Origin of the sequence: Paraoerskovia marina (genome assembly GCF_900105445.1) — a bacterium.
Taxonomy (GTDB): domain Bacteria; phylum Actinomycetota; class Actinomycetes; order Actinomycetales; family Cellulomonadaceae; genus Paraoerskovia; species Paraoerskovia marina.
On the sequence record NZ_LT629776.1, the window covers coordinates 1,312,476 to 1,329,264 of the forward strand.

Consider the following 16,789-nt stretch of genomic DNA (forward strand, 5'->3'; position numbering starts at 1 on the left):
GTGCCACTGACGCACACTCCTCGTCGTCAGCACCGGGCTCGCGCACTGCGTCGTCCAGGACGAGATCCTGATGACGAGGAGTGCGGCGTCGACGCCGGCGTGGCCGAGGCAGGGCTCGTCGGGAGCCCGGCGGTCAAGCGATCGGCCTCTACCGTGCCTGAATCGGGACGATAGTTCCAGTGGCTACCCCCCATCTGGACGGGTGTCCGAGAGAATTTCGAGCGGCAGAAAGTGGCTCTGTCCTGCGAAGACACCCACATTCCGCATTGTTACTCGTTCGTAACTATCGCAGGGTCTGGCGGGCATGGAACTTGACGGTTCGACGGTCAGGACGTGACCTGGGCAACACCCGGGCCGAGCGGTGTGCCCCGAGTAGGCTGGAGCGAGAATCGACGTCGACCCACAACCCTCGGAGCAGCATGTCCACGACCACCCAGCACACCGCCCCCGAGTTCGCGGAGGTGGCGGGCCAGTACAAGGTCCGCGACCTCTCCCTCGCCGAGGCAGGACGGCATCAGATCCGTCTGGCGGAGCACGAGATGCCGGGCCTGATGTCCCTGCGCGAGGAGTACGGTGCGAGCCGACCTCTGTCCGGCGCACGGATCGCCGGCTCCCTGCACATGACCGTGCAGACGGCGGTGCTCATCGAGACCCTCGTCGCGCTCGGTGCCGAGGTGCGCTGGGCGAGCTGCAACATCTTCTCGACGCAGGACGAGGCGGCGGCCGCGGTCGTCGTCGGTCCGCACGGCACGCCCGAGGACCCTCAGGGTGTCCCCGTCTTCGCCTGGAAGGGCGAGTCGCTCACGGAGTACTGGGACTGCACCGAGCAGATCCTCGTCTGGCCCTCCGAGCAGGGGCCCAACCTGATTCTCGACGACGGCGGCGACGCGACGCTCCTCGTGCACCTCGGCCTGCAGTACGAGCGCCTCGGCGCCGTCCCCGCGGACACCCGGCCCGGTGAGCCCGAGCACGCGGAGGAGACGAACGTCGTCCGCGCCGTGCTGCGTCGCTCGCTCGACGCCGACCCGCTGCGGTGGACGACGATCGCGGAGCAGCTGCGCGGCGTGACGGAGGAGACGACGACGGGCGTGCACCGCCTGTACCAGCTCGCGGCCGAGGGGTCGCTCCTGTTCCCGGCCATCAACGTCAACGACTCGGTGACCAAGTCGAAGTTCGACAACAAGTACGGCATCCGACACTCGCTGCCGGACGGGATCAACCGTGCCACCGACGTCCTGATGGGCGGAAAGGTCGCGTTCGTCGCCGGGTACGGCGACGTCGGCAAGGGGGCCGCCGAGGCGTTCCGCGGCCAGGGTGCCCGGGTGGTCGTCTCCGAGGTCGACCCGATCTGCGCCCTGCAGGCGGCGATGGACGGCTTCCAGGTCGTCCGTATCGAGGACGTCCTCGACGAGGCCGACTTCTTCATCACCACCACGGGAAACCGCGACGTCGTCACGGCGGCGCACATGACGCGCATGAAGAACAAGGCCGTCGTCGGCAACATCGGGCACTTCGACAACGAGATCGACATGGCCGGTCTCGCCGAGGTCGGCGGCGTGCGCCGTACGGAGATCAAGCCGCAGGTGCACGAGTGGACGTTCCCGGCTGGCCCCGACGCCTCGGGCGCCGAGCGCGACGAGCGGTCGATCATCGTGCTGTCCGAGGGGCGCCTGCTGAACCTCGGGAACGCGACCGGACACCCCTCGTTCGTCATGAGCAACTCGTTCTCCAACCAGGTGATCGGGCAGATGGAGCTCTGGGAGGACGTGCAGCGCGTGGCCGACGGCGGCGAGGCTCGGTACGAGCGCGACGTGTACCGCCTTCCCAAGCACCTGGACGAGAAGGTCGCCCGTCTCCACCTCGACGCCCTGGGCGTTCGGCTCACCGAGCTGTCGACGTCGCAGGCCGAGTACCTCGGCGTGCCCGTGGACGGTCCGTACAAGCCGGAGCACTACCGCTACTGAGCGGAGCGGTCCCGGACGTCAGCCGACGTCCGGGACCTCGTGCGGCAGTCGGCGGACGCGGTCGACGCGGTGCTGCTGGAGCTCGCGGGCACGCGTGGACGCCTCGAGCTCGCGCTCGCGGCGGGTGGCGACGACGGCGGCGAGGAACTCCTCCGGCGGCGTGCCCGGCGGGGGGCCCGGTGCGACGAACGGCAGCGCGCGTCGTGCGAGGTCGTCCGCGAGACGGGCGCGGGAGAGCGGTGCGAGCCGTTCGGCGCGGCCCAGGAAGGTCCGCGCGGCGAGCGCGAGGTCGTCCGGAAGCTGGGCCACGTCCGCCGTCCGTGCCCACGGTGCGAGGAGCATCGGCATCGGAGCCGGCCCGTGATCCCGTGCGCCGGACCGGACGCGCACCACGTACGTACCGGCGAGGATGTCGCCGAGCCGCTTTCCCCGGTCGTTCGACAGCGATGCCACGATCGCGACCGACCCCGCCGTCAGCCAGAGCTCGCCGACACCCACGAGCGCGCGTGTGGCGGCATGGCGTGCACGGACCGGGCCCGCGTCGTCCCGGACCACCCGGATGCCGAGGAGCCACTTGCCCAGCGAGCGTCCGCGCGTCGCCGTCTCGACGATCACCGGGACGCCGACGGTGACAAGGGCGACGAGCGTCACCGCGAACGGGACCGCGTAGGCCGAGTCGAGCAGCGCAGCGAGGCTGTCGTCGGCGACGACCACGACGCCGATCAGCACGGCGACGACGACCGCGACGTCGATCAGTGTCGACATGGCCCGCACGACGAACGACGAGACGCGCATGTCCAGGACGACGCCCTCGCCGATGACCGTTCCGTCGCGCAAAGCTCCCCCTGACCGCGGCGTTGAACCGCTGTGGATGATCCGGTGAAAGCCTAGCGGTCTGTGGAACGATGCGGGCATGGATGTGGACGCCTACCGTGCGGTGCACGAGAGCGACTGGCAGCGGTTGTCGGTGCTCGTGCGACGCCGTCGGCTCGACGGGACCGAGGCCGACGAGCTGGTCCGCCTCTACCAGTCCACGGCGACCGACCTGTCCGTCCTGCGGACGCGCGCACCCGACCCCGTCCTGATCAGCGAGCTCTCGGTGCTGCTCGCCCGGTCGCGGTCGAAGCTCACGGGGTCGTCCGACAGTTCCTGGCGCGACGTGGTCCGACTCTTCGCCGTGACGATTCCCGCCGCGTTCTACCGCGTCCGCTGGTGGACGGTGGGCGTCATGGTCGTGTTCCTCGCCATCGCGGTCGCGGCCGGCTGGTGGATGGCCACGGCGCCCGGCGCCGTCGAGGTGATGGGTACGGCGTCACAGCGGGAGGACTACGTCCAGAACGCGTTCGCCGAGTACTACGACCCCGGGACGGACTTCGCGGTCACGGTCTGGACCAACAACGCCTGGATCGCCGCGCAGCTCGTGGGGCTCGGTATCACCGGGGTCTGGCCGGTCTTCGTCCTTGCCACGAACGCCGTGAGCGTGGGCGCGGCCGGAGGCCTCATGGCCTCGGAGGGCGAGCTGGACGTCTTCCTCGCCCTGATCCTCCCGCACGGGCTCATGGAGCTCACCGCGGTCTTCGTCGCCGGCGGCGCGGGCCTCCGCCTCTTCTGGACGGCCGTCGCTCCCGGGCCCAGGACGCGCGGTCGTGCCCTGGCGGAGGAGGGGCGGGCGACGATGATCGTCGCCCTCGGTCTCGTCTTCGTCCTCGGGATCTCGGGACTCGTCGAGGGGTTCGTCACCGGATCCGATCTCGCCTGGTGGCTCAAGATCGTCATCGGTGCGGTCGTCCTCGCCGCGTACTGGGTCTACACGCTCGTGCTCGGCGGCCGGGCCGCCGCTGCGGGCGAGACGGGCGACCTCAGTGCCGAGGAGGCCGGCGAGCTCGCGCCGACCGCGGGGTGAGACGTGCTGCGCGCGCCGTCCACGACGTCCGGGGCACCGACGCGGCGGAACCGCTCAGGTCAGGACGATCGCGATGAACGGGACGACGAACGTCAGGAGCATCGCACCGACGACGATCAGGGCGGTCCGGCGCTGACGATCGGCTCGGCGTTGCGCGTCGGGGCGGTGGTCGGGGTCGGTCAACGGTCCTCCAGGAGTCGGGGCCCCTATCGTCTCATCTGCGTCGCGGACGGCGGACGCCGACCGTGACTGAAGCGTCAGAGCCGCCCCGCCGCCTTTAGCGCGAGGTACCGGTCGCTCAGGGTCGGTGCGAGCGCGTCGGGGTCCGAGTCGACGACCTCCGCGCCCTGGAGTCGCAGCAGCTCGGCGATCCCGTCCCGCTCGAGTGTCACGCGCGCCGAGGCCGCTGCGTCGTACACGTCGTCCGACGTCCACGGTCGGCCGTCGTCGGGCCGTCCCAACGGCGGGTCGGCCACCGAGGCCACCACGACCTGGTGGCGTGCGGTCAGGCTCCCGACCACGGGCAGGAGCCCTGAGTGGGCGACGGCCGGGTCGATCGAGGTCAGGAGGACGACGAGCGAGCGCTGCGACACTCTGGCGCGGATCTCCGCGGCGATCGCCCGCCAGTCGGTCTCGACCAGTGCAGGTTCGATCGTCGACGTCGCCCGCGCGAGCGGTGAGAGGACGTCCTTGCCGGAGGCGCGGGTGACGGCGCTGCGCAGGTGCGTGTCGTAGGCGATGAAGTCGACCCGGTCCCCGGCCCGTCCCGCGAGAGTCCCGAGCAGGAGCGCGGCCTCGATCGACGCCTCGAGCCGGGGTCCCGCCCCGACGCGGGTGGCGGAGGACCTGCCGGTGTCGGCGACGACGACGACGCGTCGGTCGCGCTCGGGCCGCCACGTGCGCACGACGACGTCGGCTCGCCGCGCGGTCGCCCGCCAGTCGATCGACCGGACGTCGTCGCCCGGGACGTACTCGCGCAACGAGTCGAACTCGGTGCCCTGTCCGCGGACGTTGGTCGCCGTCCGGCCGTCGATCTCCCGCAGCCGCTGGACCCGGCTCGGCAGGTGGGTGCGTGCCGCGAACTCCGGGAGCACACGAACCTTCGCCGGGAGCTCGCGCGACTGCTGGCGCCCCGCAAGCCCGAGGGGGCCGAACGTCCGGACGGTGACGAGGTCGGCGATCCGCTCGCCCCGTCGGGTCGGGACCAGTGTCGTGGAGAACCGCCGCGTCTCGTGCGCGGGCAGGGCGAGCCGATGCCGGTCCTCGGTCGCGCCGGCCGACGGGGGCCACGCGTCCCGGACGACCCCGCGCACCCTGCGGTCGCCGGCGCTGACGGTCAGCGTGCAGCGAGTCGGTTCGCCGAGCCGCACCGCGCCGGGGACCGACCGGGAGACGGCAAGCGAACCGGGAGCCGCGGCAAGGAGTCCGTCCAGCGTGCAGAGCACCACCACGAGCAGCACCCACGCGAGGATCGTGAGGCCCGAAGGCGCGAGGACCAGCGGCACGACGCCCAGCGCCGTGAGCGCGGCCGCCCGGCCGGTGACCATCATCAGCGGGGGACGGGCACGGCGTTCAGCACCGTGTCGAGCACCGCCGAGGTCGTGACGCCCTCGAGCTCCGCCTCGGGACGCAGCTGGATGCGGTGCCGCAGGGTCGGGTGAGCGAGCGCCTTCACGTCGTCCGGCGTCACGAACGTGCGGCCGCACATCCACGCCCACGCACGCGCGGTGGCGAGCAGCGCCGTCGTGCCGCGGGGCGAGACCCCGAGAGCGACGGAGGGCGACTGGCGCGTCGCCGAGCAGACGTCGACGACATACCCGAGAACGGCCGGGTCGACGCTCACGGCGGCAACCTCGCCGCGTGCCCGCTCAAGGTCGGCGGGCGTCGCGACGGCGCGCACACCGGCCGCCGCGAGGTCGCGCGGGTCGAACCCCGCGGCGTGGCGGCCGAGCATCTCGACCTCGACCTCGCGCGACGGGAGCGGGAGGACGATCTTCAGCAGGAACCGGTCGAGCTGGGCCTCGGGGAGCGGGTACGTGCCCTCGTGCTCCACGGGGTTCTGCGTGGCGATCACGGCGAACGGCTCGGGCAGCGGACGGGGTGCGCCGTCCACCGAGACCTGGCGCTCCTCCATGGCCTCGAGGAGGGAGGCCTGCGTCTTCGGCGGCGTCCGGTTGATCTCGTCCGCGAGCATCAGGTTGGTGAAGACGGGACCCTCACGGAAGGAGAACTCGGCGGACCGCGTGTCGTAGACCAGGGAACCGGTGACGTCGCCCGGCATCAGGTCGGGCGTGAACTGGATCCGGGTGGTGCTCAGCTCCAGCGACGACGCCAGCGCCCGGACGAGGAGCGTCTTCGCCACACCCGGCACCCCCTCGACGAGGACGTGCCCGCGGCAGAGCAGGGCGATCAGCAGGGTGGTGACGGCGGAGTCGTTGCCGACGACCGCCTTGCCGACCTCGCCGCGGACGCGAGCGAGCGCCGCGTGCGCGTCTGCACCGACGTCGGACTTGGTCGTGGGAATCGGGCCGTTCGGGTCGGTCACGTCGTCGGTCACAGCGGGTGAACCTCGCTCTCCAGCGTGTCGAGGTGACGCGCGAGCTCAACGAGTCTCGCGTCGTCGGCGGGTGGGGGGCCGTACAGCAGGGCGGAGATCTCGTGGGTCGGGCGTCCACTGGCGGAGCTCACGGCGGCGACGACCGCCGCCGGGTCCGCCGACCGGGGCAGGCCGAGCCGGTCGGCAAGCCGTCGGGCCGTGGCAGCACGAAGTCCGGCGCCGGCATGGCCCCGAGCGCCGTGTCGGCGGTAGAGCCGCGCGCGCCCCCGCGTCGCCTCGGAGGACCGCACGACGACAGGGAGGGGCTCGGTCACGACCCGGCCGAGGTGTCGGCCCTGCCAGAGCCCGAGCACCACGACCGTCACCGCGCCCTGCAGGAGGACGAGGATCAGCCACGGTGGCAGGAGTCCGGGGCCGGGCTCGGCCTCGAGGGGGACGAGGGCGGGCACGAGCCACGTCACCTCGGGGCGCTCGCCGACGGCCCGGAGCGCGAGTGCCGCGTTGCCCGCCGTCGAGACGTGCTCGTTCGTGACGGCGCGAGCGTCCGCGAAGACGCGGACGGTCCGGTCCCCGTCGACCACCGCGTACGCCCCGGCACCGTCCTCGACGAAGCAGACGACGGCGCCGTCACCGGTCGAGGAGAGGTCGCCCGCCGAGCGCACCGAACCGGCGGCGACGGCGTCGGGGTCCTCGCAGCCGGGCGTCGTCCTGACCGAGGCGGGCGCACTGTAGTCCCGTGTGACGGCGCCGTCCGTCGCTGCGTCGAGGAGCGTCCGTGACGGGTCGAGCAGCACGAGGTCCGCCTCGGTGGAGACGAGCAGGTCGACCTGCTCCTCCTCCAGGTACGCCCCAGGAGCCACCACCAGGGTCGTCCCGGCCACGCCGGACTCTGCTGCGACGTCGACGGAACCGGTCTCGGTCACCGTCACGCCCTGGGCGCGAAGGACCTGGGCGAGCGCCCGTGTCCCGTCGGGCGTCGCGGTCTCCGTGGAGAACGGCGTCGTCGAGCTCGGGCGGGGGAGCAGGAGGAGGACGAGGACGAGACCGCCCACCAGACCGAGGGCAGTCAGCCAGGTCCGTGCCCGGCGCGCCCGGCGCGTACGCGAGGGCCGCGCACCCGGGGCCGTGTGGGGTGGTGCGTGGAGGGCCGACGGAAGCGTCGGCGTCGGCGTCGTCACGGAACGACCACCGTCTCGGGCGAGGAGGGCCGCACCGGTCGCGTGCGGGCGACCTCCTCGTCCAACGTCGACATCGCGGCGTAGTCCTCGGCGTCCGCGTACCGATGCCCGTAGAGGACGCCGTCGAATCGGTGGGCGCCCTCGACGAGCCCACGGCTGACGTCGGGGAGCGCAGGGGAGGCCTCGCGGGCGATCTCCTGAGCCGTGCGCCCGGCCCGTTCGTCGAGGATCGCCCGCTCCTCCAGGCTCCGGGCGATCGCGCGGAACCGTTCCGACGTGGCGAGGGCCCAGCGGCCGTCGTCCGCATGGCGCTGCGCGTCCGTGCGAATGTCCGCGGCGGTGCGCGGGTCGTCGTCGAGCACCGCGTCCGACGCATGGCGCTCCGCAGAGCCGAGGCGGATCCGGCCGCCCACGACGAACCCCACGATCAGGAGCAGGACGAGACCGACGGAGACGACGAGTGCGAGCGGGATACTGAACGTCGCGTCAGGGACGGTGAGCGAGCCGAGCCACAGGAGGAAGCGCTCCAGCAGGGACTCGCCGCCCTCCGAGTACTCGGACCGTGCCAGCTCGTCCGCGAGCCACTGCCGTGCGGTCTCGGCGTCCGGGTCGACCGGCACGTCCAGGACGGCGCCCAGGACGACGACGGACGAAACCGTCATCCCTCGCCCTTCGTCCGGCTCGCCGCCGCGGCGAGCTCGATGTCGAGCCCCTCGGTGCGCATGCGCACGTCGATGTAGAGCAGGGAGACGACGGCGGCCATGATCACGACGGTCAGGATGTTCGCGATCAACGAGCCGAACATGCTGGCCCCGACCATCAGGGTCAGCGACTCGGGAGCGACGAACGCGGCGATCAGCGAGAACGGCTGGACGACGAGGCTTGCGACGAGCCCGAGGATGATCTGCGTGAGCAGCGAGATGCCGAGCAGGCGCCAGAAGTGCCCGCGGGTCAGGCGCCAACCACGGGCGACGGCCTTGCCGAAGGTCTGTCCTTCGAGGACGATCGCCGCCGGGACGAGCAGCACCCGCGTCGAGAGCCACAGGAGTATGCCGACGTAGGCGACCAGCCCGACGATCCCGACGATCACGGCCAGCGCGATCGACACCTCGCTCGCGGCGATCGCGAGGGCCACGACCACGAAGACCAGCGTCCCGGCGACCACGATCGTCCCCGCCATGAGCGCGAGGGTCCACACCAGGAGCCGCCAGACACGCCCTCGGCTGCTCTCGCGCACCTCCTCGTAGGACGGCTTGCGGCCGAGGACCGCCTGGCTCACCGCCACGATCAGCAGGCCCGTCACCAGCGGGGTGACGAGCCAGATCACTGCTGACTGGGTGAGCTGGCCCACGAGGAGCAGCAGCGCGGACGCGTCGTCCGTCGCGGTGGCTCCCGCCTCGGCGAAGCCCGCGTCGAGATCCAACACCCAGCCGTTGACGTAGCCCGAGAGGTACCAGGTGACGAGGGCGGCGACGATCGTGGCCAGCGCCATGATCGCGCTGGAGACGCCGAGCATCACCTTGGGGTTCGCGCGCAGCGCCCCGAACGCGCCGTCGTAGATCTCGCCGAGCCGCAGCGGGCGCAGCGGGATGATGCCGGGCCTGGCGACGGCGGGCGGTGGGGTGTAGCCGGGAACCGGGGGGCCGTACTGCCCCTGGGGCTGTCCGTACCGGGGCGGCTGCTGGCCGTACTGCGGCACCTGGCCGGGGGTGGCGTACTGGCCGTACTGCGGGGCCGGACCCCATCCGGGCGGGGTTGGCGCGGCCGGCGGCACGGGCTGCGGCGTCGGGTCCGCGCTCTCCGGGGACGAGGTCTGGCCGTCGGCGGGGGGCGGGTTCTGGTCCGGCGTCGTCATGCGGTGGGTCTCCCGGGAAGGATGCTGATGGTGGCGGCGGCGTCACGTGCTGGTCGTGCGAGCCTAGTACGTCGGGGGCCGCCGCAGGCGTCGTGATCCACAGGCGACGCCGCCTCCACAGCGTGCCGCGCATCCCCCCGTCGCGAACCCTCGGATGGCAGTATGGACGCATGAAGCTTCGTGTGCTGGTCGTGGACGACGACACGGCCCTGTCAGAGATGATCGGGATCGTCCTGCGTTCCGAGGGGTTCGACCCGGTGTTCTGCGCCGACGGCGACCAGGCCCTCGAGACGTTCCGCAACAGCGAACCCGACCTCGTCCTGCTCGACCTGATGCTCCCCGGCAAGGACGGCACAGAGGTGTGCCGCCAGATCCGCGGCGAGTCCGGCGTGCCGATCATCATGCTGACGGCGAAGAGCGACACCGTCGACGTCGTCCTCGGGCTCGAGTCGGGAGCCGACGACTACGTCTCCAAGCCGTTCAAGCCGAAGGAGCTGGTCGCTCGCATCAAGGCACGACTGCGCCGCAGCGACGAGCCGGAGCCCGAGGTGCTCTCGATCGGCGACCTCGAGATCGACGTCCCCGGGCACCGGGTGAGCCGGGGCGGTGAGGCCATTGCCCTCACTCCGCTCGAGTTCGACCTCCTGGTCGCCCTGGCGCGCAAGCCCTGGCAGGTCTTCACCCGAGAGGTCCTTCTGGAGAAGGTCTGGGGCTACCGCCACGCCGCCGACACGCGACTCGTCAACGTCCACGTCCAGCGGCTGCGCTCGAAGATCGAGCACGACCCGGAGAACCCCGAGGTCGTGCAGACCGTTCGTGGCGTCGGCTACAAGGCCGGTGCGGCCCGCACGTGAGCACCGACGGCCCGTCGTCGTCGGGGCGGTCGTCACGGCGGCGGGCCTCGGACCTCGTCCGGTCCGTGGCGGAGCGGGCCCGTCTGGGCGGCGCCCGCGCGGTCTGGGTCTGGCGCTCGTCCCTCCAGCTGCGCGTCGTCAGCTCCGCGCTCGCGGTCGGCATCCTGACCGTCGCCGCGCTGGGCGCCTACATGTCGACCACGATTCGTGACGGGGTCTTCGACCAGCGCCTCGCCGAGGTCGACGACGAGTCGGCCCGCTCCACCGCACAGGCCCAGTCCCAGTTCGACGCCGCCCCGGCCACGTCCCCCGACAGCGTGCAGACGCTGCTCTACGACATGCTGTGGGTCATCCAGGCGTCGGGGTCGGGCAGCCGGCACGTGTTCCTCTGGAGCGAGGACGACCAGTCCGGGGTGATCGACGTCTCGACCGCGCCGCAGTACGACGACCTCGTCACCGAGGAGATGCGCGAGCGGACGGTCGAGACGGCCGACCCGGACTCGGCCGTCAACCAGGTCCTCCAGTCCGTCGCGATCCCTCTCGACCCCGCGGACCCGGACTCGGCGGTGGTGCCCGGCGTCGTCGTGGGGACCACGGTGAACGTGCCCGTGGAGGGGACGTTCGAGCTGTACTACCTGTACTCGTTCGAGCCCGAGCAGGAGACGCTCGACTTCATGCAGCGCTCCCTCTTCAGCGGCGCCGTCGTCCTCGTCGTCCTGCTGGGCGTGATCGCGTGGATGGTGACCCGACAGGCCGTCGACCCCGTGCGTCGGGCGGCGCGGGTGGCGGAAAGGCTCGCGGACGGGCTGCTCGACGAACGCCTGACCGTCCGGGGACACGACGAGATGGCGACGCTTGCGCGGTCGTTCAACGAGATGGCGCAGAGCCTCCAGGAGCAGATCAACCGGATGGAGGAGCTCTCGCTGCTGCAGCGGCGGTTCGTCTCGGACGTGTCCCACGAGCTGCGGACACCGCTGACCACGGTCCGGATGGCCAGCGAGGTCCTGTACGCGTCCCGTGACGACTTCGATCCCGCGGCCAAGCGGTCGGCCGAGCTGATGCAGACCCAGCTCGACCGGTTCGAGGAGCTTCTGGCGGACCTCCTGGAGATCAGCCGGTTCGACGCAGGGGCCGCGATGCTCGACGCCGAACGGCGCGACCTGCGCGACGTCGTCGACCGGGCGGTCGACAACGCCCAGACGCTCGCGGCGTCCAAGGGGGTGTGGCTCGCGGTCGACCTCGGCGACGAGCCGGCGTCCGCCGACATCGACCCGCGCCGGGTCGAGCGCGTCGTGCGCAACCTGCTGAACAACGCGATCGAGCACGCCGAGCAGGGACCGGTGGAGGTCCGGGTGGCCGCGGAGCCTCGCTCCGTGGCGGTGGTGGTGCGTGACTATGGTGTCGGGATGACGGTGCAGCAGGTCGACCGTGTCTTCGACCGCTTCTGGCGCGCCGACCCCGCGCGGGCCCGCACGACCGGGGGGACGGGGCTGGGCCTGGCGATCTCGCTGGAGGACGCACGCCTGCACGGCGGCTGGCTCGACGTCTGGGCGCGGCCGGACCAGGGCTCTGCGTTCCGCCTCACGCTGCCGCGTCGTGCCGGGATCGTGCTCGACGGGTCACCGCTGGAGCTCGTGCCGGCCACCGCGGACCGTCGTGACGACCCGCACCCGCCGTCCGGCGCGATCCGGATGGACGCCTCGGACCCCACCAGCCTGCCCGCGATGGCACCGGGACAGGAGGAGTCGTGACCGCCGGCATCCGCAGAGCCGTCGCCGCGATCGTGGCGGGGGCGCTCGCCGTCGTGCTCGCCGCCTGTGCCTCGATCCCGACGTCGGGCCCCGTGCTGGACGGCGACGCCGACGTCGCCTCCCCGAACCAGCTGTTCGTCAGTCCGGAGCGCGCGCGCGACGACGCGGACCCCGAACAGATCGTCCGCGGCTTCGTCAAGGCGCAGGCGGCCGGACCGGCCACGGGGACCTACGAGATCGCCCAGTCGTACCTGACCGACGACGCGACCGCCTGGGACCCGTCGACGCAGGTGCTCGTCTACACCGGGGAACCGCAGCTGACGGTCGAGATCGACGGTGACACGGCCACCGCCCGCGGGAGCCTCTCCGTCCTCGCGAGCGTCGACGACCGCGGCGTCTACACGGTGGAGCCGCCCGACGCGACGCGCGAGCTGAACTTCGACCTCACCCAGGACGCCGAGGGGCGGTGGCGCATCGACGCGCTCGAGAACGGGACGCTGATGGCCTCCATCAACTTCGAGCAGTCGTTCCAGGAGTCCGTCCTGTACTTCCCGACGCCGGACCGGACCTACTTCGTCCCCGACGTCCGGTGGCTGCCGAAGAGCTCGAGATGGCAGACCCTGGCCGTCACGGCGCTGCTCGCCGGTCCGGTCGAGTGGTTGCAGGACTCGGTCATCGACGTCGCCCCGCCCGGGACGGAGCTGGGAATCGCCTCGGTGCCGGTCGAGGACGGCGTGGCGACCGTCGACCTCACGAGCCCGATCAGCTCGGCATCGCCCGAGGACCGTGCCCTCCTGCTTGCCCAGATCGACGCCACGCTGGCGTCGTACCCGCGCACGCGCTCCTACGAGCCGATCCGGTCGGTCGAGCTCACCTCGGGGGGGACGCCGCTGCGGGTCGACCCGGAGCCGGCCCCGTCCGTGGCGAGCGTGATCGGGTCGCCCCTGGCCGTCGCCGAGGGCTCGCTCGTCGAGGTGTCGGGCACCAGGCTCGAGACGCTCGAGTCCGCGCCCTCGCTCGACGGCCTCGACCCGACCGCGTTCGCGCTCAGCGGTGACGTGTCGCGGGCCGCCGACGGGTCGGCCGTCGTCGTCCGCGACGGAGACGACCGGCTCGTGTCACTCCGGCAGGGTGCGGACGAGCGGACGGCGATCTGGACCGGCGACGACCTCGTCGCCCCGACCGTCGACCGGTTCTCCTGGGTGTGGACCGCCAACGGAAGCGGTCCGCCGTCCGTCGTCTCCCTCGACGGCGAGAGCACCGCAGACGTCACGGCGGGATGGCTGGACGACCGGACCGTCACCTCGATCGACGTCTCGGCCGACGGCGCCCGCGTCGTCGTCGTCTCGACGGGCAGCGGCGGCGTGCGGGTCCATGTCACCGGCGTGATCCGGGACGGCGACGGGGCCCCGACCGGGCTGGCCGAGCCGATCCGCGTGGGTGTCGCGCTCGTGGAGGCGACGGAGGCGGTCTGGTCCGACTCGTCGCAGCTCGCGGTGCTCGGGGCCTCCTCCGGTCAGGACAGCCCGGTCGTGCATCTCGTCGACGTCGGGGGAAACACCGAGTCGTTGTCCGAGGTCAGCGGTGCGGAGCACCTCGCGGCGGGCAACGGTGAGCAGAGCCTCCTCCTCGTCGACGCGGACGGCGACCTGTCCGGGCGCTCCACGCAGGGCACGAGCTGGCAGGCGCTCGCGGTCGACGTCGACCTGGTCGCCTACCCCGGATGACCCTGTCGGCGCTCGCTCGGCTCGTCGTCCCTGTCAGCTGTCCCGGGTGTGGACTCGAGGACGTCCGGTGGTGCGACCGGTGCCTGGCGCCGCTGCGTGCCGAGCTGAGTCCTCGTCACGACGTCGCGCGGATGGACCGCCTCGACGGTCGCCCGGTGCCCGTGTTGGCGGTGGCGGACTATGCGGGACCGGTCCGCGACGTCGTCGTCGCGTGGAAGGACCGGGCACGCGCAGACCTGAGCGATCCGCTGACCCGGTCGCTGCGCCGGGCGGTGGCGCTCGCGGCGGGCGAGCTCGCACCACCGGACCGGCCCCTCGTCGTCGTGCCGGTGCCGTCCTCTCGGGCGTCGACGCGCGCGCGTGGGTGGTCTCCCGTCGGGGACCTCGCCGACGCCGTGGCCGTCGGGCTCCGTCGGGCCGGGGTGCCGACGGCGACGTCGGACCTCTTGCACGTCGCAGGGCGGTCGACCGATCAGGTCGGCCTCGGTCTGCGCGCCCGCGCGACCAACCGGGCGACGTCGACGCGGGTGCGTGCCCACGCGGCGCGCCGGCTGCCGACCGGGCAGGAGTGTCTTCTCGTCGACGACGTCGTCACGACCGGAGCCACGCTCGCGACGTGCGTCGACGCGCTGCGCGAGCACGGGCTCCGGCCGCACGCGGCGATCGCCCTCGTCGCCACTCCTGCACCGGGGTTTCACGCGATCCCCTCGTCGCCGCGGAGCGTCGAGGTGTCGAGACACGACCCCGCGGGCTAGGGTGAGAACAGGACAGGGAGACCACCGGGTCGACCTGGCCGACGTTCCGATCGGACCGCCGTCGTGCGGATCGTGGGAGGTGATGAACGCGGCATCGGATGCCGTACGTTGACCAACCGGGCTACGGCCCGACATCGCTGCGGGACGCCAGGAGTGCTCCCGCGGAGTACCGGAGGTTCACATGGAAATCACCGTCGTCGGACGCCACACAGAGGTCCCCGAGCGCTTCCGCAGTCACGTCGAGGAGAAGCTGTCCAAGCTGGACGCCCTCGCCCCGACCGCGCAGCGCATCGACGTCGAGGTCACGCACGAGAGCAACCCCCGGATGGCAGAGATCAGCGAGCGGGTCGAGCTGACCGTCAGGGGCAAGGGCCCCGTGATCCGCGCCGAGGCATCCGCGGACGACCGGTTCGGCGCCCTGGACCTCGCCGTCGCGAAGTTGAGCGAGCGGCTCCGTCGAGCGCGGGACCGCCGCAAGGACCACCGGAAGAACGTCATCGACCCGCCCGTCGACGTGCGGCCGTTCGACCTTGAGCGCGACCTCCCGAAGCCCGAGGTCGAGCCGGTCCGCGCACCGAGCGAGCCCGGCGAGTCCGTCGAGACGACGCTCGGTGACTCGCCCGTCGTCATCCGGCAGAAGCTGCACACGGCCGAGGCGATGAGCGTCGACGACGCGTTGGACGAGATGGAGCTGGTCGGCCACGACTTCTTCCTCTTCATCGACGTCGAGACGTCCCGCCCGTCGGTCGCCTACCGGCGGCGCGGATGGAGCTACGGCGTCATCGCGCTGGACGCGACCTGCACCAGCAGCGAGTCGACCGTCACCGTCTGACCCTTCGCACCACCCCTCCCCGTCGGGTCCCGCACGTCGCGTGCGGGGCCCGACGTCGTTCTGTCGGGGGAGGGCGGCACCATGGAGGGCATGGACACGATGAGTCTCGCCCAGGCGCGCCGGACGGCGCTCGCGGCGCAAGGTCTGCACCGTCCGCGGCGCGTCCGTGCGGGGCAACCCACGATGCGGGACCTCCAGCGGGTCGTCGACACCGTCGGGCTGCTGCAGATCGACTCGGTCCAGGTTCTCGCCCGCGCGCACCTGATGCCGCTCTTCTCGCGCCTCGGGCCGTACGACACGGGCCTGCTCGAGCGGGCGAGCAGGCGCGCGCCACGGCGTGTCCTGGAGGCCTGGGCCCACGAGGCCTCGTACGTCACGCCCGAGGTGTACCGGCTGCTCGCGTGGCGTCGGGCACGGGTGGCCACCGACGCCTGGGGGTCCATCCGGAGCGTGGCGACGTCGCATCCCGAGGTCGTCCGGGTCGTCCGCGAGGTGATCGCCGCCCACGAGGGTCTGACAGCTGCCGAGGTGCACGAGCTGCTCCTCGCCGACGGCGTCGTGGAGGCCCGGCAGGGCGAGAACTGGGGATGGAACTGGTCGGTCGCCAAGCAGGCGCTCGAGTACCTCTTCTTCACCGGCGAGGTCGCTGCCGCGCGCAGGACCACGACGTTCGAGCGGGTCTACGACCTGGCGGACCGGGTCCTGCCGGCGAGCGCCCGCGGCGACGTCGACGACGACGAGGCCGTCCGCGGGCTGCTCGAGCTCGGTGCTCGCGCCCACGGGGTGGGGACCCTGCGGTGCTTCAAGGACTATGTCCGCCTGCGGGGGACGGTCGTGCGTACCGCGATGGAGGAGCTGGTCGACGGCGGCGTCCTGCGGCGGGTCGACGTGCACGGTTGGGACGAGGCGACCTACGTGCACGCGAGTGCGGTACGTCCGCGGTCCGCGGGCGCTGCCACGCTGCTCAGCCCGTTCGACCCGCTCGTCTTCGAGCGCACGCGCCTCGAACGGCTCTTCGGGCTCCGCTACCGACTCGAGATCTACGTGCCGGCCGCACAGCGGGTCCACGGCTACTACGTCCTGCCGTTCCTCGAGGGCGACCGCGTCACGGCTCGCGTCGACCTGAAGGCCGACCGGCGCGCAGGAGTTCTGCGTGTCGAGTCGGCGCACAGCGAGCCGTTCACCCGCACGACGACGGCTCTCGCCCTCGCCAGGGAGCTCCAGGTCCTCGCCGGCTGGCTCGGGCTGCCGGAGGTGCTGGTCTCCGGCCGGGGAGACCTCGCCGGGCCGCTGGGGAAGTCGCTCGAGGAGACGTTCGCGACCGGCGGAGATCCCCGGTCCGGCGGGGCTGACGGCGACTAGTTGTGCCCCGATGACGGGACGGCGTCGTGCCCAGGGGCAGTTGGGTCCTAC

Annotated in this window: 15 protein-coding genes; 8 read left to right on the top strand and 7 right to left on the bottom strand. The window is 72.2% G+C overall.

All coding sequences use genetic code 11. The features are described from left to right. The first annotated feature begins 461 nt into the window (after positions 1-461). A complete protein-coding gene (ahcY, locus tag BLU20_RS05900; RefSeq protein ID WP_157270575.1) occupies positions 462-1,964 on the top strand; it encodes an adenosylhomocysteinase in 1,503 nt (500 codons plus the stop codon). Positions 1,965-1,982: 18 nt separating this feature from the next. Here ahcY and BLU20_RS05905 read toward each other — a convergent pair whose 3' ends face one another. After that, positions 1,983-2,801 carry an RDD family protein gene (locus tag BLU20_RS05905; RefSeq protein ID WP_083371933.1) on the bottom strand — a complete coding sequence of 273 codons (819 nt, stop codon included), beginning with the start codon at positions 2,799-2,801 and terminating at the stop codon, positions 1,983-1,985. 76 nt (positions 2,802-2,877) lie between these two features. On the opposite strand from BLU20_RS05905, the gene BLU20_RS05910 reads away from it, so the two are divergent. After that, entirely contained in the window at positions 2,878-3,867 is a 990-nt protein-coding gene (locus BLU20_RS05910) for a stage II sporulation protein M (RefSeq protein ID WP_083371934.1), read from the top strand. 54 nt (positions 3,868-3,921) lie between these two features. On the opposite strand, the gene BLU20_RS14285 is transcribed toward BLU20_RS05910, so the two are convergent. The 6 genes from BLU20_RS14285 to BLU20_RS05935 all read right to left on the bottom strand — a co-directional run bounded on the left by BLU20_RS14285 (position 3,922) and on the right by BLU20_RS05935 (position 9,457). After that, complete coding sequence (locus tag BLU20_RS14285) at positions 3,922-4,050, bottom strand: hypothetical protein (RefSeq protein WP_269457229.1); 129 nt, start codon at positions 4,048-4,050, stop codon at positions 3,922-3,924. A gap of 74 nt (positions 4,051-4,124) precedes the next feature. Further along, positions 4,125-5,417, bottom strand: a complete 1,293-nt coding sequence (locus BLU20_RS05915; RefSeq protein ID WP_083371935.1) for a DUF58 domain-containing protein — start codon at positions 5,415-5,417, stop codon at positions 4,125-4,127. Further along, on the bottom strand, positions 5,417-6,412 hold the full coding sequence (locus tag BLU20_RS05920; protein ID WP_456291052.1) for an AAA family ATPase: 996 nt from the start codon (positions 6,410-6,412) through the stop codon (positions 5,417-5,419). The genes BLU20_RS05915 and BLU20_RS05920 overlap by 1 nt, the downstream gene beginning before the upstream one ends. An 8-nt stretch (positions 6,413-6,420) precedes the next feature. Next, entirely contained in the window at positions 6,421-7,602 is a 1,182-nt protein-coding gene (locus tag BLU20_RS05925; protein WP_083371937.1) for a DUF4350 domain-containing protein, read from the bottom strand. Beyond that, positions 7,599-8,264 carry a DUF4129 domain-containing protein gene (locus BLU20_RS13925; protein WP_083371938.1) on the bottom strand — a complete coding sequence of 222 codons (666 nt, stop codon included), beginning with the start codon at positions 8,262-8,264 and terminating at the stop codon, positions 7,599-7,601. The genes BLU20_RS05925 and BLU20_RS13925 overlap by 4 nt, the downstream gene beginning before the upstream one ends. Then, positions 8,261-9,457: a glycerophosphoryl diester phosphodiesterase membrane domain-containing protein gene (locus BLU20_RS05935; RefSeq protein WP_083371939.1), complete on the bottom strand. Its 1,197-nt coding sequence runs from the start codon at positions 9,455-9,457 to the stop codon at positions 8,261-8,263. Before BLU20_RS05935 ends, BLU20_RS13925 begins: the two co-directional genes overlap by 4 nt. Positions 9,458-9,627: 170 nt before the next feature. On the opposite strand from BLU20_RS05935, the gene mtrA reads away from it, so the two are divergent. From mtrA to BLU20_RS05965, 6 genes are all read left to right on the top strand, one after another. Then, positions 9,628-10,311 carry an MtrAB system response regulator MtrA gene (gene mtrA, locus BLU20_RS05940; RefSeq protein WP_029253145.1) on the top strand — a complete coding sequence of 228 codons (684 nt, stop codon included), beginning with the start codon at positions 9,628-9,630 and terminating at the stop codon, positions 10,309-10,311. Continuing rightward, a complete protein-coding gene (gene mtrB, locus BLU20_RS05945) occupies positions 10,308-12,062 on the top strand; it encodes an MtrAB system histidine kinase MtrB (RefSeq protein WP_083371940.1) in 1,755 nt (584 codons plus the stop codon). Before mtrA ends, mtrB begins: the two co-directional genes overlap by 4 nt. Then, positions 12,059-13,789 carry an LpqB family beta-propeller domain-containing protein gene (locus tag BLU20_RS05950; protein ID WP_083371941.1) on the top strand — a complete coding sequence of 577 codons (1,731 nt, stop codon included), beginning with the start codon at positions 12,059-12,061 and terminating at the stop codon, positions 13,787-13,789. Before mtrB ends, BLU20_RS05950 begins: the two co-directional genes overlap by 4 nt. Further along, positions 13,786-14,544, top strand: coding sequence for a ComF family protein (locus BLU20_RS05955; RefSeq protein WP_083371942.1), 759 nt, complete (start codon positions 13,786-13,788; stop codon positions 14,542-14,544). The genes BLU20_RS05950 and BLU20_RS05955 overlap by 4 nt, the downstream gene beginning before the upstream one ends. A gap of 181 nt (positions 14,545-14,725) precedes the next feature. Then, positions 14,726-15,376 (top strand): ribosome hibernation-promoting factor, HPF/YfiA family, encoded by a 651-nt coding sequence (gene hpf, locus BLU20_RS05960; protein ID WP_083371943.1) that lies wholly within the window; start codon positions 14,726-14,728, stop codon positions 15,374-15,376. Between the two features lie 90 nt (positions 15,377-15,466). Further along, the gene (locus BLU20_RS05965) at positions 15,467-16,738 is read left to right on the top strand and encodes a winged helix-turn-helix domain-containing protein (RefSeq protein ID WP_083371944.1); all 1,272 of its coding nucleotides are present in this window, start codon (positions 15,467-15,469) and stop codon (positions 16,736-16,738) included. The last annotated feature ends 51 nt before the right edge of the window (positions 16,739-16,789 follow it).